Genomic DNA, 23,987 nt, shown 5'->3' on the forward strand with positions numbered 1-23,987 from the left:
ATAGCCATATTTCGTATTTTTTATAACTGTCCCGAGCCGCAAACCCTATTATTCCAGAGAAATGCGGGCTCTTTGTAATTCTTCCAGTGCTTTTTTGCCTTCCACCGCTTTTTTGACCGCGTTGACATCTGTACCCAGCTGCGCCATATAGTACTGGTAGCTGTTGCGTTTGACTGACACCAGAATGTCATGGAAAGCTCTTTCTCTCTCCTGCTTCGTGGACAATTCGGGGAGCGTTGTATGGAACAGCTCCGCTGCCTGCCTCTGCTCCTCTTCATCCTCAAACATGCTGATGATCCCCGCCGGCTGAAACTGTCCGTTGTCCAGCTCTGCAAACATCTTCTCCGCCACCTTACGATACAATTCCTCCGTGAAATCCTCCAGAGAAATGTACTTACGTACAATCGTATACAGAGAAGGATCATCTCCGATCCAGGTGATCAGCAGTCTCTGGGACTTCCGTCCGCTCTCCGAAGGATCGCTCTTGTTCTGCACTCCGCTGCGGGGACGGGGAATCGGTCTGGCAATTCCCGTCTGGGAAGCATATCCTATGACCATTTTGCGCAGATCATCGGGACGGATCATATATTTTTCGGCAATGGCCTGCAAATAATTCTCCCGCTCCAGATCTTCCGAAAATTCGCACAGTTTCTGTGCGATCTCCCGGTGGAACTTCGTCCGCTGTTCCGGATCACTCTGATCGTATTGTTCACTCAGGATACGGATCTCGAAGTAGAAACTGTTCTCCGCCTGATCGATTCTCTCCTGAAAAGCCTCTTTCCCCAGATTCTTGATAAATTCATCCGGGTCCTTATAAGGACGCATATTGATGACTTTACCGGTAAGCCCGGCCTCCCTGAGAATACCGATGCCCCGGAGTGCCGCCTTGGTTCCGGCACCGTCGCTGTCGTAGGCCAGCAGGATGTTTTCCGCATAACGGTGTAAAAGGTTAGCCTGTTCCACCGTAAATGCCGTTCCCAGGGATGCCACCGCCTGGGTAAATCCCGCCTGATGCATGGCTATGACATCCATGTAGCCCTCGCACAGGATAATATTGCCCGTCCGGGCAGTCCTTGCGAAATTCAGTCCATAAAGATTCCTTCTCTTATCGAAGATCATGGTCTCCGGTGAATTCAGGTATTTCGGTTCCCCGTCTCCCATGACTCTGCCGCCGAAGCCGATGACCCGGTGGTTGATATCCTGTATGGGGAACATGACACGATTCCAGAACTGGCTTCGCAGTCCCCGCTGTTCAGAAAACATTGCCAGTCCGGAGTCTTTGATCTCTTCGTCCGTAAAGCCCTTTTTCCGCAGGTACTGTACCACCTGCTCGCCGTTTTTCCCGGCATAACCCAGTCCGAAATGATGCATGGTCTCATCGGTCAGCTTCCGCCCCGTCAGATACCGCATTCCCACTTCGCCACGGGGATCCCGCAGCATATAATAAAAATATTTTGCCGCTTCCTTATTGACTTCCAGCAGCCGCATACGTTTGCCGGCTTTTTTCTTCTGTTCCGGTGTCTCCTCCACTTCGGGAAGCTTTACCCCGGCGCGGTCCGCCAGGATCTTAATGGCCTCCGGGAAGGTATCGTTTTCATATTTCATAAGAAACGTATATACATTTCCGCTGGCATGGCATCCGAAGCAATAATACATCTGTTTGTTCGAAGACACCGAAAAGGAAGGTGTTTTTTCGTTATGAAAAGGACAGCAGCCCCAATAGTTGCTTCCCTTTTTTTTCAATGAGACATAGCCCGATATCACATCCACGATGTCATTTCTGGCTCTGACTTCTTCTACCAGTTCTTCGGGATAATACACGTTTTTTTAACTCCTATTTTATCTTGTACCTATCTCTGCCAGGATTTCGGTATGTAAATATCCTCGTATACCGCTATGGCAAACCGATCCGTCATCGCTCCTACATAGTCGCAGACGACCTTCTCTCTCGGTTCTCCCACGGAAAGAAGATTGAGATATTCTTCCGGCAGATCATCCAGATGCTTCAGGAAATGCTGGTACAATGTCTCCATCAGCATCTCTGCTTTCCCCTCTTCGCTCTTCGCTACCGGGTTCTTGTAAACTCTCTCAAACATGAACTGTCGTATCTTCGCCATGGCTTCCGCCACCGGCTCCGACATCAGGATGTCTCCCTTGTCCATGCTGTTGGTCACGATGTCATGAATGAAATGATCCAGTCTCTCGGTGGGACTGCTGCCGATCACCTCACAGATGTCCTTCGGCACATCCGCTTCCGTGAGGATTCCTCCGCGGATGGCGTCATCCATATCGTGATGAATATAGGCAATTTTATCGGAAAGTCTGACGATCTTGCCCTCCAGGGTGTGGGGCTTTCCAATGGTCTGGTGGTTTCTTATACCGTCTCGCACCTCGTAGGTCAGATTCAGCCCCTTGCCATCCTTCTCCAGAATGTCCACGGTGCGGACGCTCTGTTCGGCATGTTCGAAGCCAAAAGGGCATACTCTGTTCAGCGCACGCTCTCCGGCATGTCCGAAAGGCGTGTGTCCCAGATCGTGTCCCAGCGCAATGGCTTCCACCAGATCCTCGTTCAGCTTTAATGCCTTGGCTATGGTTCTGGCCGTCTGGGATACCTCCAGCGTATGTGTCAGTCTGGTACGGTAATGGTCACCCTCAGGTGTCAGAAATACCTGGGTCTTATCCTTTAGCCTTCGAAAGGCCTTGCAATGGATAATACGGTCTCTGTCTCTCTGAAACACCGGCCGGATATCACATTGTTCTTCCGGTCGCAGACGTCCTTTGGAGTTCACACTCAAGGATGCGTACGGACTTAAATAATCCTTTTCCCACTGTTCCAAGTTTTCTCTGATCGTCATAGTTCCTCCTGCCCCTACTTCTAATATTCTGTGCCTGTCTTAAAAATCCTTTTCTTTCTTTTGAAAAAAATAGTCATTTTTTCTGATTTAAATTATCTGCACACAGAATAGATGAATTCCGCATTCTTATCCATGGCCTCACTGGCCTTTTTGAAGGGTGACATCTGAAAAACATGCCACATTCCGGGGAATCGGTCGATATGGGCAGCGACCCCGGCTTTGATCAGATTTTTATATAGCCGCAGAGAATCGTCCAACAGGATTTCATTCTCTCCCACCTGAATATAGACGGGCGGGAAACCATGAAAGTCTCCAAACAGCGGAGAAATATAAGGATCCGTCAGGTCTCTGTCCGGGGCATAGCCCCTGGTCATACGGTCGATGTACTCTTTATCCAGTACCGGATCCAGTTCCGCCTTGGTCTGGAAAGTCTTGCCCTCGCCGGTAAGATCCGTCCAGGGAGACATCAGCACGATTCCTCTGGGAAGCAAGCGCTCCTGCTCTTTTAATTTCAACACCAGTGAAAGCGCCAGATTACCTCCGGCCGAATCTCCGGTAATGATCACATCTCTTGCTCCGTAGCCCAAAAGCATCAGATAGTTCCAGGCTTTCATGGCATCCTCCGCAGCTGCCGGATACGGATGCTCCGGTGCCAGTCTGTAATCAAAGCACAGCACATCCATGGAAGTACCCGCCGCCAGCTTCGATGTCAGGGTTCTGGCATAGATACTGCTGCCGGTGGAATATCCGCCTCCGTGGCAATGCAGGATCACGTACTTTTTCATATGAGCCCGGTTCACGCTGACCCACTCCGCATCCATGCCATCGATGTCCACGGGACGGTACTGGATCTCTTTACTGTTGCCGAGCAGCTCGCCAATGTGATCCTGGGATTGTCTGTGCTTCTCCAGATCCGGATTCTCCACAAGACCATGGGCCCTGCGGATGAGCTGCATCAGATTCTGGTTGTTCTTCTCACTGTTTTTTCCTACCAGTGCCATAAGTTCCTCCTGTTCACCTAGTTTTCTCGTAACTATTCAGCGCCTCATTCGCAAAATCGCATCTCCGATGCTTTCCTGAACAACAAGTTCACTTGTTGTTTGCTCATCTGAGGCTGCTTCGCCAATATTTCATGGCTCTGAATAGTGATCAAAAGTGCAATCTTCTGCGCACTGCATTGCGCAGTCTCCTCCGGGATAAAAGGGTGGCGATGGTGATATCGACGATCACGCAGATCGTCAGCACGATAGCCGACCATCCCAGTGCGATCTCCTGTCTCAGGAACCGGTCGATCAGAAGTTCCAGTCCCACGCACAAAACAGCGATTCCCGAGATCAGGTACAGGGCTCCTGTCAGGAAGGACATGGGGAGCTTGCGGATACAGAACGTCACCGCTTCCACCACTGCCGTCACCAGCAATACGATCGGCAGTCCCAGTCCATAGAACCAGCTGTTATGTCCCGTCAGATAAGTCAGCAGATATAGATACACGATCACTGCCACTCCATCCAGCAGGATCGACAGATAAATGGGCTGCCTCGTATAAATAACCACAGGGATCATAATAACCCACAATACCAGGACTACGCCGATCACCGCCAGAGACCACAGACTGCTGCGGAACACAAAAGCGTTTAACAGCCCACAGGTCACCGCCGTAGCCAGTACAATAACCGTCAACAGTACTCCCAGATCTTTTCTTTTTACCACTTCCACCTGTCCCTTTTCCTTTGGAAAAGGGGATGGCTGCTTCTCCGGTTCCGGTGCCTTGGGATTATACACCGGTGTGTCGCACAGAGGGCACTTCTTTGCCGAAGCATCCAGTTCCACACCACAGTTCACACAATATGACATAAGCATTTCCTTTCTAACCGGAGGATCTACCGGTTACTCTCGATCTTCACATGAATACCGTCCTGTACCAGCTTGCGGAAAAACAGTCGTTCCACATCCGTTTCCGCAATACTGCTGGCAAAATTGATGGTAAGAATATCTTCAAAGCTGGCAATGGCACAGTTGGTTCTCGTAGAGAACGGTTGTCCCATATAGATATCAAAACGTTCGATATAGGGCTTCATGGTCTCCGGCACTTTCAAAGCTCCCATGTTGGTCAGCCCCGCCGAAGAGTTTTTGTCCTGGATCTTCGTATAGAACTGGCGGACCACCAGATCCTTGATAAACAGCGGTACCACACGGATAAACGGGTTCCTCTGGGTCTCTGCGTTGGTGGTGATATCGCCCCGCAACAGCTTTTCATTCAGATAATACCGCATGTAATTGTGCACCTGGGTCACGATCTCTTCAAAAGTGTATTCTCCCAGTCTTGGGTCAATCCCCGGATAGATCATGGTGATAAAATTCCGCAGAGTCTTCGATGGGAAAAAGCGCCGCAGATTCACCGGCATGGCAATCTTTACCGGACGTAATTTTAAATGCCACTCACTCTCCTGCTTCTGCATCAGTGCATAGAGCAGAACCGCATTGAAATATTCCGTAATGGTGGCATTATAGCTTTTTGCCACCTTCATGACCTCTGCCACCGACATAATACCGTCTATGATGTTCAGGGTATAAAAGGGCTCCTTGGTTCCCCGGACACGGTAAGCCTTCTCCCCCGGTCTGGGCGGGCACACCTTGGCATTGGCATATTTCATGTAGGCATCTTCCAGTTCTACCGGATCCGGTGTCTCTAAAATATCCAGCACAAAACCGCCGTTCTCAATCTCCGTATGCCCCTTCAGGCGCAGATAAGTGGCCGTCAGAGTCTGCAATACGCACATGCCTCCGGTACCGTCTCCCAGACTGTGATGGGCCTCCAGGGCGATCCGGTTCCGGTAATAATAGATTCTTACCAGATACCGGTTATTGGCCTTGAAATACATGGGCTGACAGGGATTTTTCACGTCCTCCTGCACAAATGGGCCGGGGCGGTCATTGGGCTCCAGGTATCTCCAGAAGACACCCTTGCGGATAGCCGCCTTATACGTCGGAAAACGAGGCATTGTCAGATTCACGGCCCGCTGCAGCATCTCGGGATCGATCTCCTCCTTTAAAAGAACGGACAAACGATAAACGGAAGAAAAATCTCTTCTCTGTAAGGTCGGGTATACGATGGCCGACAGATCCAGTTTGTACCAGTCCTTGTGTACTTTCGATGCCCTGTCTGTCTTCGTTTTGTCTCTTCTATTAATTGCCACGGTTTTCGCCCCTTTCCCGGTTTTGTATTATATTTTTCAGAAACGACAAAGGCGGCAACCTTTCGGTCACCGCCATGTGATGCAGAAAGAGGGACTTGAACCCTCATGGTATCACTACCACACGGACCTGAACCGTGCGCGTCTGCCAATTCCGCCATTTCTGCGAACAAGATATATCTTACAGTATTTAATTAAAAATGTCAACACTTTTTTCAAATTACTTTAAGTCACTTGAAAAAGTGATGCAGAAAGAGGGACTTGAACCCTCATGGTATCACTACCACACGGACCTGAACCGTGCGCGTCTGCCAATTCCGCCATTTCTGCGAACAAATGTATATTACAACAACCGGCTCCAAATGTCAACACTATTTTTCGAATTATTTAAACTGTATGCAAAATAATTACGATTTCTGCGTTCTTCGGCCTTGTAACTATTCAGACCCCATTCGCAAAATCGCCTCTACGAGGCTTCCTTTTTGCTCATGAGGTTACTTCGCCATGTAAAACTGCTTATCTGCCTGAATGCAAGCATTCGCAGAACACAGTTTTGCATGGCTCTGAATAGTTACCAATTATTTTACATTTACATGTAGGAACTGAACAGATTGCCTGCATTGTAAGTGCCGATATATCCTGCTGTTCCGGTGTACAGACTGCTTCTGGTGGAAGCATGGTCTGCTGCGAAATTGATCATGGAGCTCTGTGCGGATACACGGTAGCCGTAGGAACCATTTCCCCGAAACAGGCTCTTTACCGTAGACATATCCGCTTTCATAAAAGCATCCTTATCCAGGGATAAGGTACCGTCATTTTTCATAGTGATACCGATCTTCGCCAGCTGCTTACTGTTGGCAATGGTAGTATTCCCCAGAGATTCCGTGCGGTTGTTCACTGTGGTATCGCTCACATCATCCACAGCAGCCATCACGCTGTTGTAATTCTTCACAAAGCTGTTCACCGCATTGTAGATGGCACTGGTATCATAGCCCTTGGTCGTGGTCTCTATACCATTCTCATCCTTGGTGGTGATATCCTTTTGTGCGAACAGATCATTTTTACCGGTAGCCAGTAATGTATCTGCGGATTCCTTCAAAGCATCAGTGGCGGTCTCTACCTTGGCCAGTGCTTTCTTCGCGGTCTCCTTCGTGGTGTCTTTCTTCGTTATGTCGGAAGCTGCGGTTTTGGATGCGGTGTTCTCCTTGCCGTAATAAGCTTTCATCAGCTTCCCGTAGCTGCCGTTCTTAATACTTGCATAATCTGCCAGCCAGTTGCCGCTTAGCGCATTGGATGCAGAGGAACTCAGTCCGGAAAACAGAAATGAATAATTGGTCTTTGCCTGAATATTAATACTCATCACAGTCACCTCCGTGTCAACTGTTTTGAATCGGCCTTTCAGCCATTAGTCCTTTTATATCAGTTACAGTATACTACTTATTTCGGATTTTTCCAAGGTTTGTTAACTGTTTTTTGAAAAAATCCCATTAATTGAGTATTTTTTCCAGCATGGTCACCCGGTTGAAGGGAAAGGAGAAATAATAGCCGTCCGCAAAATCCTCCGTCATGACGATCACTTCCTTTGCCAGCTGCACACCGGCCTGCTCTCCCTCTTCTCTGGTCATGTCCGCCCGGTATCTTGCCAGTACTTCGTCCGTCACGTCGATGCCTGCCATCTCGTTCTTCATAAAGGTGGCATTTTTAAGACTCACGAACGGCATGATCCCGCAGAGAATCCTTGCTCCGGTCTCCTCTTTGATCCGACGCACTCTGTCGGCACTCTCCTGTGTGGAAATGGGCTGTGTCAGAAAAAAGGTAGCTCCCGCCGCCATTTTCTTCTTCACTCTGCCGATCTCCACCTCAAGATTACGCCTGCCCTGATTGATGGCTCCGCCGTAGCTGGCCGGAGCCTGCGTGAACTGCTCCTCGTTCATATCCGCCAGAATCTGCATCAGTCCCACAGAATCAAAGTTGAACACACTCTTCACCGTGGTCCGCACCATGGAAGGAATGGGGTCTCCCGTGATCACCAGGAAATTCTGAATACCATTGATATAGGCTCCCAGCAGCTGGGAACGCATGGCAATGGCATTTTTATCCCGGCAACAGATATGGGGCATGACACACATACCGGTCTCTCTTGCCACCTTCTCCGCCATGAGAATGGAATCTGCTCTGGTACGTCCCGAAGGAGAATCCGGGAAAGTCAGCACATCCACTCCGCTCTTCTGTAGCAGATGTGCCGCATCCATCAGTTTTTCGTCATCGATTCCCATGGGAGGTGCCAGTTCCACGGCGATCAGCTTTCGGTTCCTGCCCTCCGCCTCTTTGGTATGATAAAAAGAACGGTCTTCCTTCGGTGCCTGCTGTTTCTCCGGTTCTGTGTCTTTTTTTGCCTGTGGGTACTGGGTCAGATCCAGCTTTCCGGCAAGCTCCGCGATATATTCCGGTGTCGTACCGCAGCAGCCGCCTGCCATATCCACTCCAAGGGCAGTCATCTGCTGCATTCTGTCCACAAAATAGTCTTTGTTATCCCCGGTGAAGAGCATACGGCCGGTGACCATCTGAGGATACCCAGCATTGGGAAGGGCTGTGAGAAGTTTTCCTTCCGGTTTTTCCAGTATCTGCAGGATCCGGTGCATATGGGACGGACCCACACCGCAGTTAAAGCCCACGGCATCGATCTCCTTTGCCTCACCCGCTTTCTGTAAAAGCTTTCTGGCACTTAATCCTGCATTGCTGTAGCCGAACTGGTTTACAGAGAATTGTACCGTAATAAATGCCTGTTCCCCGATCATTTTGATCGCAGGCAGGAGCTCTTCCATCTCGGAAAAAGTTTCAAAGACAAAAAAGTCCGCTCCCTCTTCCAGAAAAATATTACAAATTTCTTCATATTCTCTGCTTAAAGCATCTTTCTGTGCCATGGCCTCCCCTGGAATCTGGCCAATGTCCGCCGCTATGTAGATCTCTTTCGTCTCTCCGGTGGTCTCTCTCCACTCTGCCACTGCTTCCCTTGCCAGTCGAAGCCCACTGCGCAGTGTCTCTCCGATCTGTTCCCGGGGTATATCCATGCAGAAGCTGTTAGCAGCAAAGGTATTGGTTCGTAAAATCTGTGCTCCTGCTTCCAGATACTCTCTGTGGATCTCCTTTACCCGCTCCGGAGCCTCCAGATTCGCCAGCTCCGGCAGCTGCCTCGTGTCGTATTTTCCTCCGTAATAAGTGCCGAAAGCTCCGTCAAACAGAATCTTTTTCTGTTGGATTCTTTCACGGATCTGTTCTTTGGTGTATTTTGTATTGCCCATTATTGTTTCCTTTGTCCTGTTGATTTCGTCCAGTTTTCTTTTAAAAACGAGCAGGTCTGCTCTCGCAAGCCTGCTCGTTGATCAGCTTCCGTAACTATTCAGAACCACATTTGCAAAACCGCTCTTTCAGAGCTTACTTTTTGCTCATATGGTTACTTCGCCATATAAATCATGTCAAATGTTCTTACGAATGCAAGCATTTGACGTACATTTGACATGATTTGCATGGCTCTGAATAGTTACAGCATACCATATTCTTTTTCGGAAAAACAGTAGCAAATTTAATGATTACATTAACTTGCGGAACAATGCGGTCAGATCCTCGATGCTTGCATCCTTAGGGTTGCCGGGTGCGCAGGCATCTGCATGAGCGGATTCTGCCAGGAAAGGAAGATCCTCTTCCTTCAGTGCTTCCAGCTTGGAAGGAATTCCTACATCCTCGGACAGCTTGCGAACGGCATCTACAGCAGCCTTACGATAGGTTGCCTGATCCATCTGGTCTACACCTTCCACTCCCATAGCACGAGCGATCTCACGATACTTTTCACCGGTGCAGTCAGCATTGTACTCCATAACGATGGGGAGCATCATTGCGCAGGCTACACCATGAGGGGTATCATAGACAGCACCCAGAGTATGTGCCATGGAATGGGCAATACCAAGACCTACGTTGGAGAAGCCCATACCTGCAATGTACTGGCCCAGAGCCATGCCTTCACGGCCTTCCTTGGTATTGGCTACAGCGCCGCGCAGGGACTTGGAAATGATCTCGATTGCCTTCAGGTGGAACATATCGGTCATCTCCCATGCCGCCTTGGTGGTGTAACCTTCGATAGCGTGGGTCAGAGCATCCATACCGGTAGAAGCGGTCAGTCCCTTGGGCATAGAAGACATCATCTCGGGATCTACCACAGCGATGATGGGCATGTCATGAGGATCTACACAGACGAATTTACGCTTGCGCTCTACATCGGTGATAACGTAGTTGATCGTAACCTCAGCTGCGGTACCGGCTGTGGTGGGTACTGCGATGATGGGTACACAGGGTTTCTTGGTAGGTGCTACGCCTTCCAGGCTGCGTACATCTTCGAATTCAGGGTTGGCAATGATGATACCGATGGCTTTGGAGGTATCCATGGAAGAACCACCACCGATGGCGATGATATAATCTGCACCGGATGCCTTGAAAGCAGCCACACCGTTTTTCACATTGTCAATAGTAGGATTAGCCTTAATATCGGAATAAATTTCATAAGCAAGACCTTCCTTGTCAAGCAGTCCGGTTACTTTTCCGGTCACACCGAACTTGATCAGGTCGGGATCGGAACATACGAATGCCTTCTGAAAAGCATGAGCCTTTGCTTCGGTTACGATTTCTGCAATTGCTCCTGCACCGTGATAAGAGGTCTGGTTGAGCATAATTCTGTTTGCCATGATACATAATCTCCTTTCGACATAAAAACAATTTTATTGATGATTTTATTCTAACTGCAAACATCGCATAAAGAAAGTGACAGTTTGCCGCAACTGTCACTTTTTACAGAAAGTTCACAATATGTACATCTATTTTAGTAATTTTTCACAAATAGTTTTGGTGATTTTTTCACTACCGCAATACACCCAACTGCTGAAATAATTCTGTCACCGGCATAGGAAGTGCACTTACCAACAGCGCCGCCATCTGCTCCGGCGTTCTCTCCCTCGGAGCGAAAATCCATTCCACAGTCATATCAATAGATCCTCTGCAATAAAGCTGCAAGGGAAATAAAAGGTTCTCTTCAGGCTGTCTGCCGGTCTTACGCCTGATCAGCTGTGTATAGAAATTCAGGATCAGCTCGTAGTCATGTTCCTTTAGAGAATTATGATCATCCGATCGGAATGCCCCAGCAAAAAAGACTCTCTCATTTTGAATGAATTCAAACTTTCTGGTCAGTCCTTCGTATACAGTAAGTCCGTCTCCCATCTGGGCAAAAGATTCCAGTAAGAGCTTATCAAAATACCAGTTGATCAGGTCATATTTGTCCTGGAAGTTCCGGTAAAAAGTCTGCCTCGTCACGCCGCAGGTCTGCACGATCTGCGTCACTGTCATGGCATCGGTGCCGGACGAAGCCATACACTTTTTCGCCGCTTCCGCCAGACGGTATTTAGTTTTATCCGCTGAAGTTTCCTTCGTACTCATGCTGTCACACCTCTACGGTACTACCGGTTTCGGCGGGCATAACCTTCCGTCATATCCGCGAAATCCCGCTCCTGCATATTCTGTGTGGATGCTCCGTTATTCTGTCCCTGGCAGGCACATAATCCTACGGCATTGACAACACATAATACTGTTGCCAGAAATACTCTCTTCATATTTTTTTCCTCCTGTCTGTTGTATGATCTGATTACATTTCCGGTAATTCTGCTTCCAGTAAAGCCGCTGCATCTCTGACGCAGTCGATGCATTCCCTCTTTACAATGCCATCGTTGATACCTTTTAATTCCTTACAGATCACGGTTCTGTTCTGCTCCTTGAAGCTCTGAATTATCCTTCTGGACCCTTGCATGGTCTTCTGCGGATTTTTATTGATCAGTCCCAGTACATTGACCGCCCCGATGACAGCTCCGCAGGTAGCTTCCATGCTGCCGCCGATTCCTACCGCAAAGCCCTGGGTAAGATTCCTAGCCGTCTCTTCATCAATTCCCGCCAGATCACAATACGTGCACGCTACTGCCTGCGCACAATTGTAGCCACACATTTTTCTTTCTGCCGCTTTTTCTACTCTTGATTCCATAACTGTTGTTCCTTCTTCTGTTTATATTTTTCCAATAATCATCTGTAGTGTATTTTCTGTTATGTATTATATCAGAAATAAATCTAAGACGCCATCGTCATAATTTTCTATCTTTACATTTCTCCCAAACTGTTCTAAGTGTATAAATAATTCCTACAAATTTCAAAATCATGTTGACATTGCCGTGGGAAGATGTTATTATCATTCTTGCGTGATGCGAGATAGTAATTATTTTGTGTCGCTATGCGGAAGTGTCGGAATTGGCAGACGAGCAAGACTAAGGATCTTGTGGTAGCAATACCGTGTGGGTTCAAGTCCCATCTTCCGCATTATTTTTTACTTTAAAAAGCTCAGGGATAGGGTGTTCCTGAGCTTTTTTCATTTGTAAAAATAATGATATTAGGGTGAGACTCTTTCAAGCTGCCTTCTCTCTGTGAATAATCTACCAAGGATCTGTGTCGGCTCTTCAGCATTTTCAGTTAAGTTCAATCTTCTGACCAATACTTCATTGAAATAGGTTCTATTACAACTGCAATTATATTATTATTTTGATCTACTCTAAATCTAAATGCATAAAAGTAGTCTTTGGTTGAATCAATTTTTAAGAAATAATTATATGCTCCGGAGTCCTTTAACCCATCATGTGAGAATACATCTTTAATATCTGCGGAACGCTGCTTTGTATCTCCATATAATTCAATTACTTTGTCTATACTGTCTCCAAGTTTGATGCCTCTTACTGTACTTTCTATTACATTACCATCATCTGTAAATTCACCTGATACTATCATGTTTGCATTATCGGCAAGCATGTATGCAGCCTCATCATTTCCTGCCTCTACATATTCATTATATGTATCATATCCCAAAAAACTAAATGCAAGGTCTTTTTCTGAAAGTGGCTCTGCTTCTTCTATGTTGGTTACTTCTGTGGTCTTTTCTGCCTCTGTTGATTCGTCTTTCGTTTCTGCTTCACTTGTGTTATCTTCTACTACCTCAGTGCTTTCTATTGTCTCCGTGGTTGTTTCTGTAAGTTCTACTTGTGCAGATTCAACGGCATTGGGGATGGATTCTGTTGTCGCTGTAGCTTCCTGTTTTCCGCAGGAAACAAAAGATAAAATACATATTGTCATCAGCGCTAAAATAATTTTTCTTTTCATAGTCTATTCCTCGCTTTGTTAAAATCAATATTCTTTTGTAATCTCTCCCTCAATCCCATACATTATCTTAAATGTCTCAAGGTCTTCCGCCCGGCGGATCAGCATGACCTCTTCAAATTTTCCCGTGCGAATATCCTTAAATCCTGCCACCTGTTCACCGTTGCAGATGCTGGCTTTGATAACAGGTTTTTGATTGCTTCTGTCGTAAGTCTTCTTTTCGGTTCTCTTTGGAAAAAGTCTCATTTCTCTTCCTCCAGTGCTGCTTTTACCATCCGTTCAAAGGATTGTGCAAATCTTTCGTCATCCTCTTCTGTCCGCTTCTTCGGACCTTTTAAATGATTTTTATGAGAAGCTCTTCTTGCCTTTTTATTCAGATGTCGTTCCATGAGCATCTGGTCGATGTTCTCATCCGTGTACCATTTACCGGACTGGTGGATGGCGTAGGCACTCTTGCCCAGCGTCATGGCTGCCACGCCATAGTCCTGAGTTACCACGATGTCTCCCCTGCGGCAGAGACTGATCAGCTTATAATCCACAGCATCCGCCCCGGCTCCCACGACCACCACCTCGCTGTAACCGGAAGTCAGTATATGATTGGTATCGCACAGAAGTGTCACCGAAATCTGATATTTCTTTGCAATCTTTTCCACTATGTCCACCACCGGACAGGCATCTGCATCCACATAAATCTGCATAAGTAAGTTCTCCATCACCTTTTTCTGTAATTGAAATTATAGTAACTTTATCAGACGTTTACAAGTGTATATTTAGCCATAAAAAAACCGACCTCCTATCGTTAGATTTTAGGTCTAACGATAGGAGGTCGGTTCAGGATAAGGCTATTTTTCAATCCATATCAAAAATTATCCATTTTGAACAATTCACTTCTTGTTTTTATTCAGTTTCGTTTTCTTCCTCTAATAGCTTTAATAATGCAGAAGGTTCACACACCTTAACAGAAGATTTCATATAATCTTTTACATTTCTGGTTACTATACAATCCATTTCTGAACGAATTGCTGTTTCCACCATAATAGCATCTTCATAATCACCAATTTCAGAAGATATTGCTTTCCGGCAATCTAAAGAAGTGGTATCCAACAAATGAAATAAAGTAAAAAGCTTGCTCAAAATCTTTCGTGTTTCTACGTCGTTATGTGTTAAACGGTGTGTCAGATAATAGATATCTGTAACTGACTTTGCTGTAATATAACCCTCAAATTGCTTATTTGCAGAATATATAAAGAGTTTTTGCGCTACTTCTGAAAATGGAGCACGAGACTGTAATGCATCGATGATAACACAAGTATCAACTAAAACTCTCATATCGTATTCAACCTTTCTTCCCGTGCTTCTTCCAGAGTCATATCATTTGAAAGAACGCCAAACAATGATTTAGCAACATCTACTCTATCCTGATATGGATTAGACAATTTTGCAACAACTTTTCCGTTACGAGTAATATAAATATCCTCTGTTTCTGCAAGCATAAGATATTTGCCAAGATTAATTTTTAATTCAGTTGCAGTAATGGACATATCATCATCACCTTTCTTGAAGAATAACTATTTATCGTCTCATAAAGAGAATCTCTCTTTTCAATTATATTATACACAAATCGAACGATTTTATCAATAAAATCGTTCGAAAATCGACTATTGAATGCTGGTCGGAGCACTACTCCGCCAGATACATCTTCAGGCTTCCTTCCACAGCATCCATGGCTTCCTCCACACTCGCCTGCCCGTTTAGGTATGCCTGCAGGCTCTCGGTCAGGGAGGTCTCGATCTGAGTGTCTTCCTTGAGGCACAGGGTGGCTGCCCTACACAGCTCCATCAGATGGTTCGCAGTCTCCTCAGAGTAGGCTTTGATGGCGAACTCTGCGGTACTGCCGTCGATATCATAGGTGGTATAGGCTTCCGCCATGCTGCGGTCTGCTGCAGCCTGCGTCTCCAACGCTTTTGCATTGACAGGGAATCCCTCATAGGTATCCACGCTCTGCAATTCTTCGGACAGAGCAAACCGCAGGAAATCCTTTGCGATCTCCACGTGTTCACTCCGGCTGTTGATTCCAATGACCATCTTCGGATAAAATGCATTTTCCACGGATACCACATTGGCATTCAACAGTTCTGCCACAGCATAGGGTGTCATTGCCTGATTAAAGCCGTCAGTCTCCTGAAGTACCAGCTTCACATCAGATCCCAGATCCCAGATATTCGCTGCACGGCCTTCTTTTCTGGAAGGCAGGATACCGCAGTTATCCGCAATCTTCTTCAAATCTTCCAGCCAGGGACGTAAGGTATCACGATTCACCTGACGGTTCTGTAAAATATCATCCACGATCAACGGATAGAACTCTTCCACCAGTTCGCCGCAGGTGCGGTCCCCCATATAACTCTCCGTCTTCCCGGATACCGCCTTTGCAATAGCATCCATGCTGCTCATTTCCTCCGGCTGCACATCCCTGCCGACAGCTAACAATAATCCGAATTGCAGCGGCACCGCATACCGTCTTCCATCCGCCTCTTGATACACTGTTGTAATGTTGGAAAGCAGGGTTCCGTCCTCTTCCATGGGCTGCAATATCTCCTGCAGATCCAACAGCAAGCCCTTAGAGGCATACGTGTCCAGTTTCAGATGATCCATCACCATGAGATCCGGTCCGTTGCCGGAGGTCAGGGAAGTGTTCAGATCCTGATAGATCTGCTGATAATCCGCATTTCCGCTGTATTTATCCGTCATGGAGATTGCCGCATCCACATGGATCAGTATCTCCGGATGCTGCTTATGATACTGCACCGCAGCCTGCTGTAAAAAGAAGCTCTCCTCTACGGTATACAGCGTCAGTTCTTCGGTCACCTCTGTCACCGCATCGGGATCGTAGCGGTAAATCATTATTTTATCCCCGCTCTCACTTCCAAACCACGCGTATACACTGCCGTCCGACAGTGCCACAATATCCCGGCACCACTGATCCGACATGGAAAAGCTGGTATCGATTCCTTCTAATAGCTTCTGCCAGTTAGCATCTCCAGCATCACAGTGGAAGAATCCGTCTGCATCCGCCGCATAGACTGTGCCGTCTTCCAGCACACTGAAATAAGCAGAGCTATAGCTGTCCTGGGAAAAGGGAATCACTCCCTTAGCTTTTGCCCCGTTATTTCCATCCAGCTGCATCTGTAACAATCCGTTCACAGAGCCCTGTTCATCTGCCTGTGCCAGATACAACGTATCTCCCACAGCACTGACCCACTTATTATCCGACAGACTGCCACTGTCTGTCAGGCTGTCGCTCTCCTGGCTGCTCACCAGGCTTCCGTCCTGTGCCAATACAACATCCAGGGAAAAATAAGACAGTCCCACTAACAATTCATCCTCTGTCAGTGTCACATACTGCGGCGTATCATAGAACCGATAGCCATCCATATCCATAGGCTCCAGCCACTTCTGTGGTGTAATATCCAACGCACTGCCGCCCGCTTCCTTCCACAGATGTGCGGAAGAGCTCTCCTCATCCCGGTAACAGTTGCCGTACAGGTACTGATTCCCCTCCGCATCCTGCAACAGTGTAAAACTGTCACTGCTCTCCAGACCCTTTCCCTCGGGAAGCGCCTTCAGCCAGTCCTTCGTCACTTCCGTCAGAGTATCCCCTTCGCCCAGCATCCATTCCTCTAAAGAGACCTGACCTTCCGATCCTCCTGCCACGAGAAAATGTAATTCATCACCCGAACGGAAGATCTGGCTGATATTTTTGTCCTTCCATTCCTCCGGAAGTGAGAGTTCCGTCTCTACATATCGCCCTTTCTGCACTTCATCAGGTGACGCTGCAATCTGCAGATCGTTCTTCTTCCCGCACCCGGTGAACAGTCCCATGACGATCGCCATACAGGTTGCCAGTGCGATTCCTTTTTGCATGTTATTGTTGTTAAAGTAGTTTCTGTTTCGCATCTTAATATCCAGTCCCTTCCCGTAATCTGTAAATTTGCCATTCCACAGCTTTTTCTTACAGGAAAAGTATAGTGGTTTCTTTTTTAAGATAACAGTAGGCATGGTTTAAGATGCCATTAGCACCTCTTTAAGATTTGTTTAATTTGCTCACACAAAAACGGAACCGGCACAAACGCCGATTCCGTCTTCTCCGGGAACCATTTAGGAATTCAATATCTTCATAAATTCTTCTCCGGTAATGGTCTCTTTTTCATATAAATACTGAGATAGTTCATCCAGTTTAGCACGGTTTTCCAGCAGGATCTGCCCTGCCTTCTCATGCTGCTTCTTCACCAGTTCCACCACTTCCTTATCGATGGCAGTCTGGGTCTCCATGGAACAGGTCAGGGAGGAATCTCCACCCAGATACTGGTTCGTCACGGTCTCCATGGCTACCATGTCAAAATCCTTGCTCATACCGTAGCGGGTGATCATGCCTCTGGCAAGCTTGGTAGCCTGTTCGATATCGTTGGAAGCTCCTGTGGTCACAGAACCGAAAGCAATCTCTTCCGCGGCACGTCCACCGGTCAATGTAGCGATCTTGTTCTCCATCTCTTCCTTGCTCATCAGATAATGATTGCCTTCCTCTTCCACCTGCATGGTATAACCCAGTGCACCGGAGGTACGGGGCACAATGGTGATCTTCTGCACCGGTGCGGAATTAGTCTGCTTCGCTGCCACCAGTGCGTGTCCGATCTCATGGTATGCCACGATCCGCTTTTCCTTATCTGTAAGGATGGCATTCTTTTTCTGATAACCGGCAATGACTACTTCAATACTCTCTTCTAAGTCTGCCTGGGTTGCGAACTTACGTCCATCTCTGACTGCCCGAAGAGCTGCCTCATTGACGATATTGGCAAGCTCTGCACCGGAGGCTCCGGAAGCCATACGGGCGATTTTATTAAAATCTACATTATCTGCGACTTTGATCTTACGGGCATGCACTTTCAGGATTTCTTCTCTTCCTTTCAGGTCGGGAAGCTCTACCGGCACACGTCTGTCAAAACGTCCGGGACGTAACAGTGCAGGATCCAGACTCTCCGGACGGTTGGTGGCCGCCAGGATGATAACACCGTTGTTGCCTTCGAATCCATCCATCTCGGTCAACAGCTGGTTCAATGTCTGTTCTCTCTCATCGTTTCCGCCCACCTGTCCGTCACGCTTTTTACCGATGGCATCAATCTCATCGATAAATACGATACAGGGAGCCTTTTCCTTCGCCTGTTTGAACAGATCTCTGACCTTGGAGGCACCCATACCTACGAACATCTCCACGAATTCCGAACCTGACATGGAGAAAAAGGGAACATTGGCTTCTCCGGCTACTGCCTTGGCTAACATCGTCTTACCGGTTCCGGGAGGGCCTACTAAGAGGATACCCTTCGGCATGGAAGCACCGATCTCTTTGTATTTGTCGGGGTCATGCAGGTATTCCACGATCTCTGTCAGATTTTCTTTCGCCTCGTCCTCTCCTGCCACATCGGTGAACTTGATACCGTTGGAAGACTTCACATAGACCTTCGCATTGCTCTTGCCCATGCCTCCCATGCCGAACATCATGGAGTCGCCGCCGGCCTTTTTCGCCATCTGACGGTACATCAATTGTCCGAAGCCAATAATGATGATCAAAGGCAGCAGCCAGCTGATCAGGAAGCTTAAAACCGGCGATGCTTCCTCCACGATCTCACTGGAGAATTTTGCCCCGCTGTCATACAGTCTCTGCGTTCTGTCCGGATCATCCATCAGACCGGTCTTGTAGATGGTCTTGTCATCTTTTGCCGTGAATACAATCTGATTGTCCTGGACCTGTACCTCATCGATCTGTTTATCATAAGTCATCTGCATAAAAGTGTTGTAATCCACTTCCTTCACTGCCCTCTGTACGATCTGAGGTACCAGAAGACTGTTGATCAGGATAATCACGATCAATGCAATCATATAATAGAATATGAACGGTTTTTTGTTTGGTTGTTTGACTTCCTGCATACATTTTCCCTTTCTCATTCCTGTATTATTGTCCAAATCTGTTGTAATAAATCAATCATAGCCACTTTTCATCAGACAATCAATGGATATTCTCTTACCTTATTCTAAAAAAAAGATAAACTTATGCGGTGAAAAGACTACGTTTTTCAAAATCTGTTTCTTTCCATTTTCAGGCAAAAGAGAGACAATCAAAATAGATTTTTACTTGCCAAAAGGTTCAAAAAGGAGGAAACGTCTGTGTCGGATACTACCAAAAAGAGATTAAAATTCGCAGGAAAGCTTCTGTTTGTCTGTCTGTTATTAGGTATCCTGTATTACAGCTTCCGGGATTCCATGGGAGATATGCTGACGGAGCTTGCCAATGTCTCCCCGCAAGTGGTCATGTCCCTGTTCCTGACCGTGATCCTCTACCATATCTTTGAAGGGCACATCACCTGGCTGATCGTGCATAAAACGCACCCGGAATATCCCCGCCTGAAGGGATTCTGTAATGCTTTCTACTGCTCTTTCTATAAGACAGCCACTCTGGGCAGCGGTTCCGGCATCGCAGGAATCTATTACCTGAACAAAGCCGGTATCCCGGTTCCCAATGCCACCGGCATGTACTTTTTCCAATATATTGTCCACAAGGTCTCTATGGCAGTCTATAGTCTGCTATTGTTTTTGGCAACCTATGGATTTATTCATGCTTCATTTGCCGATTATCAATGTTATATCCTGCTGGGATTTGCAGGAGTCTGTGTGATCGCAGGAGTTCTGTTAGCTGTCGCTACCGTACCCTGGATGCAGACTGCCTGTAATCTGCTGGCCAACCGGTTCCGTGCAAAGCATCCCTCCTGGGAGGAAAAACTCACCGGTGCCGGGCATAAGCTTGCCCTGCTACAGGCGGAAAGCCGGTCTCTGTTACAGGATCCAATATTGCTGCTTCACCTGTTCCTGTGTAATGTATTAAAGTTCACTATCTGGTATATCATCCCCTGGATCGTGTTCTGCAATTCTCTTGGGGGAGAATACGGCGATCTGCCTTTTTCTTTCCTGCAATGTTTTGCTCTGACCTCTCTCAGCCAGTCGCTGGCGGGTGTCATCCCCACCCCGGCGGGGATCGGATCCGTAGAAGCTGTCTTTACATTGCTGTTCCGGCGTCTCCTGCCGGAGGCCAAAGCCCTGTCTGCCGTGCTTCTCTACCGTTTCGCCACCATGCTGTTACCTTGTGCGATCGGTGCGTTCTTTGTACTGGGGGAGAGGATTATTTCTCTGCACAGGAAAAAGAGAACGGCAGACTAATATGCTTTCCTAAAATCTCCACACAAAACAAGCCACTACACAGTATTCTGTGTCGTGGCTCTTATTATGTTCCGTTATTATAAAAACAAATGCTAAGTATTACTTTCTCTGTAAGAAATCAGGAATCTTCAGAGATTTCTCTTCTACAGAGCTTCTGATATCTGTAGGCTTATGAATACCGGGCACCGGCTGTATGGGTCTCGGAGCCTGTCCTCCCTGTCCCTGGGATGTCGTAGGAGCGGTAGACTGTATATTCATTCCCTTCAGAGAACTGGGAGTCATATGGGAAGCAGGCTGTCTGAATGCAGCGCCTCCTCCCAGACGATTCTGTACACCGTTGTTGGCCTTGTCTTCCAGACCGGTAGCAATAACCGTAATGGTGCAACTGTCGGACTTGGACTCATCATACATGGCACCGAAGATAATATTTACATCGTCTCCTGCCAGCTCCTGAACATAGCTTGCCGCATCGGAAGCATCTGCCAGGGTAATGTCACCGGAAATATTGATGATAACATGGGTAGCACCGGAAATCGTAGTCTCTAACAGAGGGCTCTCCACTGCCATCTTGACAGCTTCCATAGCCTTGTCATCGCCCTTGCCTTCACCGATACCGATGTGAGCAATACCCTTGTCCTTCATAACCGTCTGTACATCTGCGAAATCCAGATTGATAACTGCGGGAACATTGATCAGGTCAGTGATTCCCTGTACTGCCTGCTGCAGTACTTCATCCGCCTTCTTCAGTGCTTCCGGCATGGTGGTACGTCTGTCCACGATCTCCAGAAGCTTATCATTGGGGATTACGATCAGGGTATCCACGTGTTCCTTGATACGCTCGATACCGTTTAATGCATTGACCATACGGGCTTTTGCTTCAAAACGGAAAGGCTTCGTTACCACACCAACGGTTAAGATGCCCATATCCTTTGCAAGCTTGGCCACTACCGGAGCAGCTCCGGTTCCGGTACCTCCGCCCATACCACAGGTGACGAATACCATGTCTGCACCCTTCAGAGCTGCGGAAATCTCTTCTGCACTCTCCTCGGCTGCTTTCTCACCGATCTCAGGCTTGGCTCCCGCACCAAGACCCTTGGTCAGCTTCTCACCGATCTGTAACAGTTTCGGAGCTTTGCAGAGCTGCAATGCCTGCTTATCGGTATTCACCCCGATAAAATCCACTCCGTCAATCTTCTCATCTATCATTCTATTTACAGCGTTGTTACCCGCGCCACCTACACCGACTACGATGATCTTGGCAGCTACATCCGCGTCATTCGTCTTAATCTCCAGCAAGGTTAGTTCCTCCTTTTAACCCTTTTCAACTTCACATAGACTATCATATAATCATTTTACAAATTTAGCAACCTATTTTTTCAAAATGTTTCACAAATGTTTCACGCGTCCGGTTTGAATGTAAATTTACCCTTTCCTTCCTCGTAGTTTTCCATTTGCAGGGTTCCGCTTTTACCCTGTAACTTCTCCAGGAAGTCCGGCAACAACTGCAGCTTGTCCTCTATATGGCTGTTGTCACTGCCCATGGACACCTTGATCTGTCCGAAGTAGATCGTAATGTCACCGGAAGAATGCAAATAGATCTTGTCCGCAGCCAGTGAATATTTGTTCAAAAGCTTTGTCAGATCCATGATCCTGGAAAACACCTGCGGATCCTCCACCGGCAGTTGCTCTCCCAGCACCACATGGTTGAAGGAAAGCCCCGTGATCTGCGGTATTCCCTGGGTGCGGATCCCGGAACTTTCCACCACATAGCCGTCTTTATCAAAATACATATAAGTATCCAGATATTTCACATATCCCGCCAGTGCTTTTTCATATACAGTGATCTTGATCGTGTCGGGTGCCAGAATCGATACATTCATCACATCCACAAAGGGAATGTCCTGAATCCCTCTGTCCCGGTATTTCAGAGACAGATACAGGGAATTATCTCCCAAAGGTCCCGACATCACGATCTCCATGATCTCGTCCTCGGTATAATGCACATTGCCCTCCACATACACGGTACGTACCGTATACACGGAGTGCAATGCCACCGCACCACCGCCCAGTGCCAGCAGCAGGATGCCTATGATCACTATTCTTCTGATAATTTTGCTTCGGTCTCTATACACTGATGATCCGTGCTCCTAATTCTCTCAAGTCTCTGCAGATATTTTCATATCCGCGTTCTATAAAGTGCTGTCCTGTCACGAAACTCTCGCCTTCTGCCGCAAGCCCCGCCAGAACCAGTGCCGCACCGCCGCGAAGTTCACATGCTTCCATCCGGCTTCCCCGTAAATGCTCCACTCCGGTGATCACGGCATGTCTTCCGTCCTTCAGAACAATCTCTGCTCCCATGCCCTTTAGCGGTTCCGCAATACGAAAACGATTCTCGAAAATATTCTCTTCAATGCAGCTGCATCCTTCCGCTCTCGTCAGCACCGCCATTGCCACCGACTGCAGATCCGTGGGGAACTCCGGGTATGGCCCAGTCCGCAAATGTGGTATGGCCTGCGGCCTTTTGGAACACTGTACGAACAGGCCTTCCTCCGAGGCAATACACTGTGCACCCATTTTTTCCGCCACAAAGGTCACCGCTTCCATCTGCTCCCAGGGAGCCTCTGTCAAAAGTGTACTGCCTCCGCAGCCGATACAGGCGAACAGATACGTCCCGGCTACGATCCGGTCTGCCGGAACCGTGAACTGTGTACCATGAAGCGGTCTGTCACCATGAACCAATAGTTCCGTTTCTCCGATTCCTTCGATCTGTGCACCACATGCCGTCAGAAATTCGCACAATGCCGTCACTTCCGGTTCTCTGGCGGCCCCCAGTATCCTGGTGTCTCCGTCCGCCTTCACCGCAGCCAGCAAAATATTCTCCGTAGCTCCCACACTGGGAAACTCCAGTGTGATCTCTGCCCCGTGCATTTTCCCATCCTTCACCTGTGCAGACAGAAGCCCTTCTTCCTCCCGGAATTCGACGCCCATCTGCTGTAGTGCCCTGATGTGCAGATCGATCGGCCGTTCTCCGATGATGCACCCACCCGGATGCTCCATGGTCACATAACCACATCTTCCCAGCAATGCTCCCAACAGGCACAGAGATGAACGCATTCCGGTGATAGCTTCCCCCTGCATCCGTCTGGCCTCCGCTCTCTCGCAGGGAAGTTCTTCATTTTCTCCCGGCTGTACCCGGATCCCTTTTTCCTGCCAGTGCACCAGACATCCCAGTTCCCGAAGCAGATGCACGAAACAGTGTACATCTGCAATACGTGGGCAGTTCTGAATATAGGATACTTCATTGGTAAGAAGCGTTGCCGCCAGGATCGGAAGTACCGCATTCTTTGATCCCTGTATGCGTACCTTCCCCTGCAGCGGAATGCCTCCCTGCATGCGGATTCCTTTCATACAGCACCATCCCCGTTTTTATGATAATCTTATC

General features: G+C 47.8%; 22 protein-coding genes and 3 tRNA genes. 2 read left to right on the forward strand and 23 right to left on the reverse strand.

Annotated features, from left to right (window positions below):
• Positions 1-48 precede the first annotated feature (48 nt).
• From dnaG to ACLTOH_RS02180, 13 genes are all read right to left on the reverse strand, one after another.
• The gene (gene dnaG / locus ACLTOH_RS02120) at positions 49-1,821 is read right to left on the reverse strand and encodes a DNA primase (protein WP_118504767.1); all 1,773 of its coding nucleotides are present in this window, start codon (positions 1,819-1,821) and stop codon (positions 49-51) included.
• Positions 1,822-1,850: 29 nt separating this feature from the next.
• Positions 1,851-2,855 (reverse strand): deoxyguanosinetriphosphate triphosphohydrolase, encoded by a 1,005-nt coding sequence (locus tag ACLTOH_RS02125; RefSeq protein WP_337536645.1) that lies wholly within the window; start codon positions 2,853-2,855, stop codon positions 1,851-1,853.
• Between the two features lie 92 nt (positions 2,856-2,947).
• Positions 2,948-3,856, reverse strand: a complete 909-nt coding sequence (locus tag ACLTOH_RS02130) for an alpha/beta hydrolase (RefSeq protein ID WP_412223219.1) — start codon at positions 3,854-3,856, stop codon at positions 2,948-2,950.
• 148 nt (positions 3,857-4,004) lie between these two features.
• Positions 4,005-4,709 (reverse strand): DUF6320 domain-containing protein, encoded by a 705-nt coding sequence (locus ACLTOH_RS02135; protein ID WP_118504765.1) that lies wholly within the window; start codon positions 4,707-4,709, stop codon positions 4,005-4,007.
• A 26-nt stretch (positions 4,710-4,735) separates the two neighbouring features.
• Entirely contained in the window at positions 4,736-6,052 is a 1,317-nt protein-coding gene (locus ACLTOH_RS02140) for an alcohol acetyltransferase (RefSeq protein ID WP_412223220.1), read from the reverse strand.
• Between the two features lie 80 nt (positions 6,053-6,132).
• Positions 6,133-6,216, reverse strand: a tRNA-Leu gene (locus tag ACLTOH_RS02145).
• A gap of 79 nt (positions 6,217-6,295) precedes the next feature.
• Positions 6,296-6,379 (reverse strand) — tRNA-Leu (locus tag ACLTOH_RS02150).
• 259 nt (positions 6,380-6,638) lie between these two features.
• On the reverse strand, positions 6,639-7,409 hold the full coding sequence (fliD, locus tag ACLTOH_RS02155; RefSeq protein WP_337535744.1) for a flagellar filament capping protein FliD: 771 nt from the start codon (positions 7,407-7,409) through the stop codon (positions 6,639-6,641).
• 127 nt (positions 7,410-7,536) lie between these two features.
• The gene (locus ACLTOH_RS02160; RefSeq protein WP_337535746.1) at positions 7,537-9,351 is read right to left on the reverse strand and encodes a bifunctional homocysteine S-methyltransferase/methylenetetrahydrofolate reductase; all 1,815 of its coding nucleotides are present in this window, start codon (positions 9,349-9,351) and stop codon (positions 7,537-7,539) included.
• A gap of 288 nt (positions 9,352-9,639) precedes the next feature.
• Positions 9,640-10,785, reverse strand: a complete 1,146-nt coding sequence (gene fucO, locus ACLTOH_RS02165) for a lactaldehyde reductase (RefSeq protein WP_412223221.1) — start codon at positions 10,783-10,785, stop codon at positions 9,640-9,642.
• Positions 10,786-10,957: 172 nt separating this feature from the next.
• Complete coding sequence (locus ACLTOH_RS02170; RefSeq protein WP_412195487.1) at positions 10,958-11,530, reverse strand: TetR/AcrR family transcriptional regulator C-terminal domain-containing protein; 573 nt, start codon at positions 11,528-11,530, stop codon at positions 10,958-10,960.
• Between the two features lie 20 nt (positions 11,531-11,550).
• Complete coding sequence (locus ACLTOH_RS02175; RefSeq protein WP_337537157.1) at positions 11,551-11,703, reverse strand: hypothetical protein; 153 nt, start codon at positions 11,701-11,703, stop codon at positions 11,551-11,553.
• Between the two features lie 32 nt (positions 11,704-11,735).
• Positions 11,736-12,125 (reverse strand): C-GCAxxG-C-C family protein, encoded by a 390-nt coding sequence (locus tag ACLTOH_RS02180; protein WP_412223222.1) that lies wholly within the window; start codon positions 12,123-12,125, stop codon positions 11,736-11,738.
• Positions 12,126-12,370: 245 nt separating this feature from the next.
• Here ACLTOH_RS02180 and ACLTOH_RS02185 point away from each other — a divergent pair.
• Positions 12,371-12,454, forward strand: a tRNA-Leu gene (locus ACLTOH_RS02185).
• A 156-nt stretch (positions 12,455-12,610) separates the two neighbouring features.
• Here the strand turns inward: ACLTOH_RS02185 and ACLTOH_RS02190 are convergent.
• From ACLTOH_RS02190 to ftsH, 7 genes are all read right to left on the reverse strand, one after another.
• Entirely contained in the window at positions 12,611-13,285 is a 675-nt protein-coding gene (locus ACLTOH_RS02190; RefSeq protein ID WP_337544829.1) for a hypothetical protein, read from the reverse strand.
• Positions 13,286-13,309: 24 nt separating this feature from the next.
• A complete protein-coding gene (locus tag ACLTOH_RS02195) occupies positions 13,310-13,528 on the reverse strand; it encodes an aspartate dehydrogenase (protein ID WP_412223223.1) in 219 nt (72 codons plus the stop codon).
• Positions 13,525-13,980, reverse strand: coding sequence for a YaiI/YqxD family protein (locus tag ACLTOH_RS02200; protein WP_022312098.1), 456 nt, complete (start codon positions 13,978-13,980; stop codon positions 13,525-13,527). The genes ACLTOH_RS02195 and ACLTOH_RS02200 overlap by 4 nt, the downstream gene beginning before the upstream one ends.
• Positions 13,981-14,179: 199 nt before the next feature.
• Positions 14,180-14,611 carry a PIN domain-containing protein gene (locus ACLTOH_RS02205; RefSeq protein WP_118504736.1) on the reverse strand — a complete coding sequence of 144 codons (432 nt, stop codon included), beginning with the start codon at positions 14,609-14,611 and terminating at the stop codon, positions 14,180-14,182.
• Positions 14,608-14,823, reverse strand: a complete 216-nt coding sequence (locus tag ACLTOH_RS02210; protein ID WP_022312100.1) for a type II toxin-antitoxin system Phd/YefM family antitoxin — start codon at positions 14,821-14,823, stop codon at positions 14,608-14,610. Before ACLTOH_RS02210 ends, ACLTOH_RS02205 begins: the two co-directional genes overlap by 4 nt.
• A gap of 139 nt (positions 14,824-14,962) precedes the next feature.
• Positions 14,963-17,236, reverse strand: coding sequence for an extracellular solute-binding protein (locus tag ACLTOH_RS02215; protein WP_412223224.1), 2,274 nt, complete (start codon positions 17,234-17,236; stop codon positions 14,963-14,965).
• 201 nt (positions 17,237-17,437) lie between these two features.
• The gene (ftsH, locus tag ACLTOH_RS02220; RefSeq protein WP_412223225.1) at positions 17,438-19,261 is read right to left on the reverse strand and encodes an ATP-dependent zinc metalloprotease FtsH; all 1,824 of its coding nucleotides are present in this window, start codon (positions 19,259-19,261) and stop codon (positions 17,438-17,440) included.
• Positions 19,262-19,498: 237 nt separating this feature from the next.
• Between ftsH and ACLTOH_RS02225 the strand changes: the two genes are divergently transcribed.
• Positions 19,499-20,545: a lysylphosphatidylglycerol synthase transmembrane domain-containing protein gene (locus tag ACLTOH_RS02225; RefSeq protein ID WP_022312103.1), complete on the forward strand. Its 1,047-nt coding sequence runs from the start codon at positions 19,499-19,501 to the stop codon at positions 20,543-20,545.
• 99 nt (positions 20,546-20,644) lie between these two features.
• Here ACLTOH_RS02225 and ftsZ read toward each other — a convergent pair whose 3' ends face one another.
• From ftsZ to murA, 3 genes are all read right to left on the reverse strand, one after another.
• Positions 20,645-21,841: a cell division protein FtsZ gene (gene ftsZ / locus ACLTOH_RS02230; RefSeq protein ID WP_117466845.1), complete on the reverse strand. Its 1,197-nt coding sequence runs from the start codon at positions 21,839-21,841 to the stop codon at positions 20,645-20,647.
• A 101-nt stretch (positions 21,842-21,942) separates the two neighbouring features.
• Positions 21,943-22,641 (reverse strand): cell division protein FtsQ/DivIB, encoded by a 699-nt coding sequence (locus ACLTOH_RS02235; RefSeq protein WP_337544821.1) that lies wholly within the window; start codon positions 22,639-22,641, stop codon positions 21,943-21,945.
• Between the two features lie 28 nt (positions 22,642-22,669).
• Entirely contained in the window at positions 22,670-23,953 is a 1,284-nt protein-coding gene (gene murA / locus ACLTOH_RS02240; protein ID WP_118539814.1) for a UDP-N-acetylglucosamine 1-carboxyvinyltransferase, read from the reverse strand.
• Positions 23,954-23,987: the final 34 nt, after the last annotated feature.

It is taken from the genome of Waltera sp. (assembly GCF_046969025.1).
GTDB lineage: Bacteria > Bacillota > Clostridia > Lachnospirales > Lachnospiraceae > Acetatifactor > Acetatifactor acetigignens.

What these genes read in the sequence shown, in the direction of transcription:
- ACLTOH_RS02195 (WP_412223223.1), bottom strand. Translation starts at nt 13,528, where the DNA reads ATGAGACTTTTTCCAAAGAGAACCGAAAAGAAGACTTACGACAGAAGC.
- ACLTOH_RS02175 (WP_337537157.1), bottom strand. Translation starts at nt 11,703, where the DNA reads ATGAAGAGAGTATTTCTGGCAACAGTATTATGTGTTGTCAATGCCGTA.
- ACLTOH_RS02215 (WP_412223224.1), bottom strand. Translation starts at nt 17,236, where the DNA reads ATGCGAAACAGAAACTACTTTAACAACAATAACATGCAAAAAGGAATC.
- fliD (WP_337535744.1), bottom strand. Translation starts at nt 7,409, where the DNA reads ATGAGTATTAATATTCAGGCAAAGACCAATTATTCATTTCTGTTTTCC.
- ACLTOH_RS02205 (WP_118504736.1), bottom strand. Translation starts at nt 14,611, where the DNA reads ATGAGAGTTTTAGTTGATACTTGTGTTATCATCGATGCATTACAGTCT.
- ACLTOH_RS02125 (WP_337536645.1), bottom strand. Translation starts at nt 2,855, where the DNA reads ATGACGATCAGAGAAAACTTGGAACAGTGGGAAAAGGATTATTTAAGT.
- ACLTOH_RS02135 (WP_118504765.1), bottom strand. Translation starts at nt 4,709, where the DNA reads ATGTCATATTGTGTGAACTGTGGTGTGGAACTGGATGCTTCGGCAAAG.
- ACLTOH_RS02170 (WP_412195487.1), bottom strand. Translation starts at nt 11,530, where the DNA reads ATGAGTACGAAGGAAACTTCAGCGGATAAAACTAAATACCGTCTGGCG.
- ACLTOH_RS02210 (WP_022312100.1), bottom strand. Translation starts at nt 14,823, where the DNA reads ATGTCCATTACTGCAACTGAATTAAAAATTAATCTTGGCAAATATCTT.
- ACLTOH_RS02180 (WP_412223222.1), bottom strand. Translation starts at nt 12,125, where the DNA reads ATGGAATCAAGAGTAGAAAAAGCGGCAGAAAGAAAAATGTGTGGCTAC.
- fucO (WP_412223221.1), bottom strand. Translation starts at nt 10,785, where the DNA reads ATGGCAAACAGAATTATGCTCAACCAGACCTCTTATCACGGTGCAGGA.
- ACLTOH_RS02160 (WP_337535746.1), bottom strand. Translation starts at nt 9,351, where the DNA reads ATGGGCAATACAAAATACACCAAAGAACAGATCCGTGAAAGAATCCAA.
- murA (WP_118539814.1), bottom strand. Translation starts at nt 23,953, where the DNA reads ATGAAAGGAATCCGCATGCAGGGAGGCATTCCGCTGCAGGGGAAGGTA.
- ftsH (WP_412223225.1), bottom strand. Translation starts at nt 19,261, where the DNA reads ATGCAGGAAGTCAAACAACCAAACAAAAAACCGTTCATATTCTATTAT.
- ACLTOH_RS02130 (WP_412223219.1), bottom strand. Translation starts at nt 3,856, where the DNA reads ATGGCACTGGTAGGAAAAAACAGTGAGAAGAACAACCAGAATCTGATG.
- ACLTOH_RS02200 (WP_022312098.1), bottom strand. Translation starts at nt 13,980, where the DNA reads ATGCAGATTTATGTGGATGCAGATGCCTGTCCGGTGGTGGACATAGTG.
- ACLTOH_RS02190 (WP_337544829.1), bottom strand. Translation starts at nt 13,285, where the DNA reads ATGAAAAGAAAAATTATTTTAGCGCTGATGACAATATGTATTTTATCT.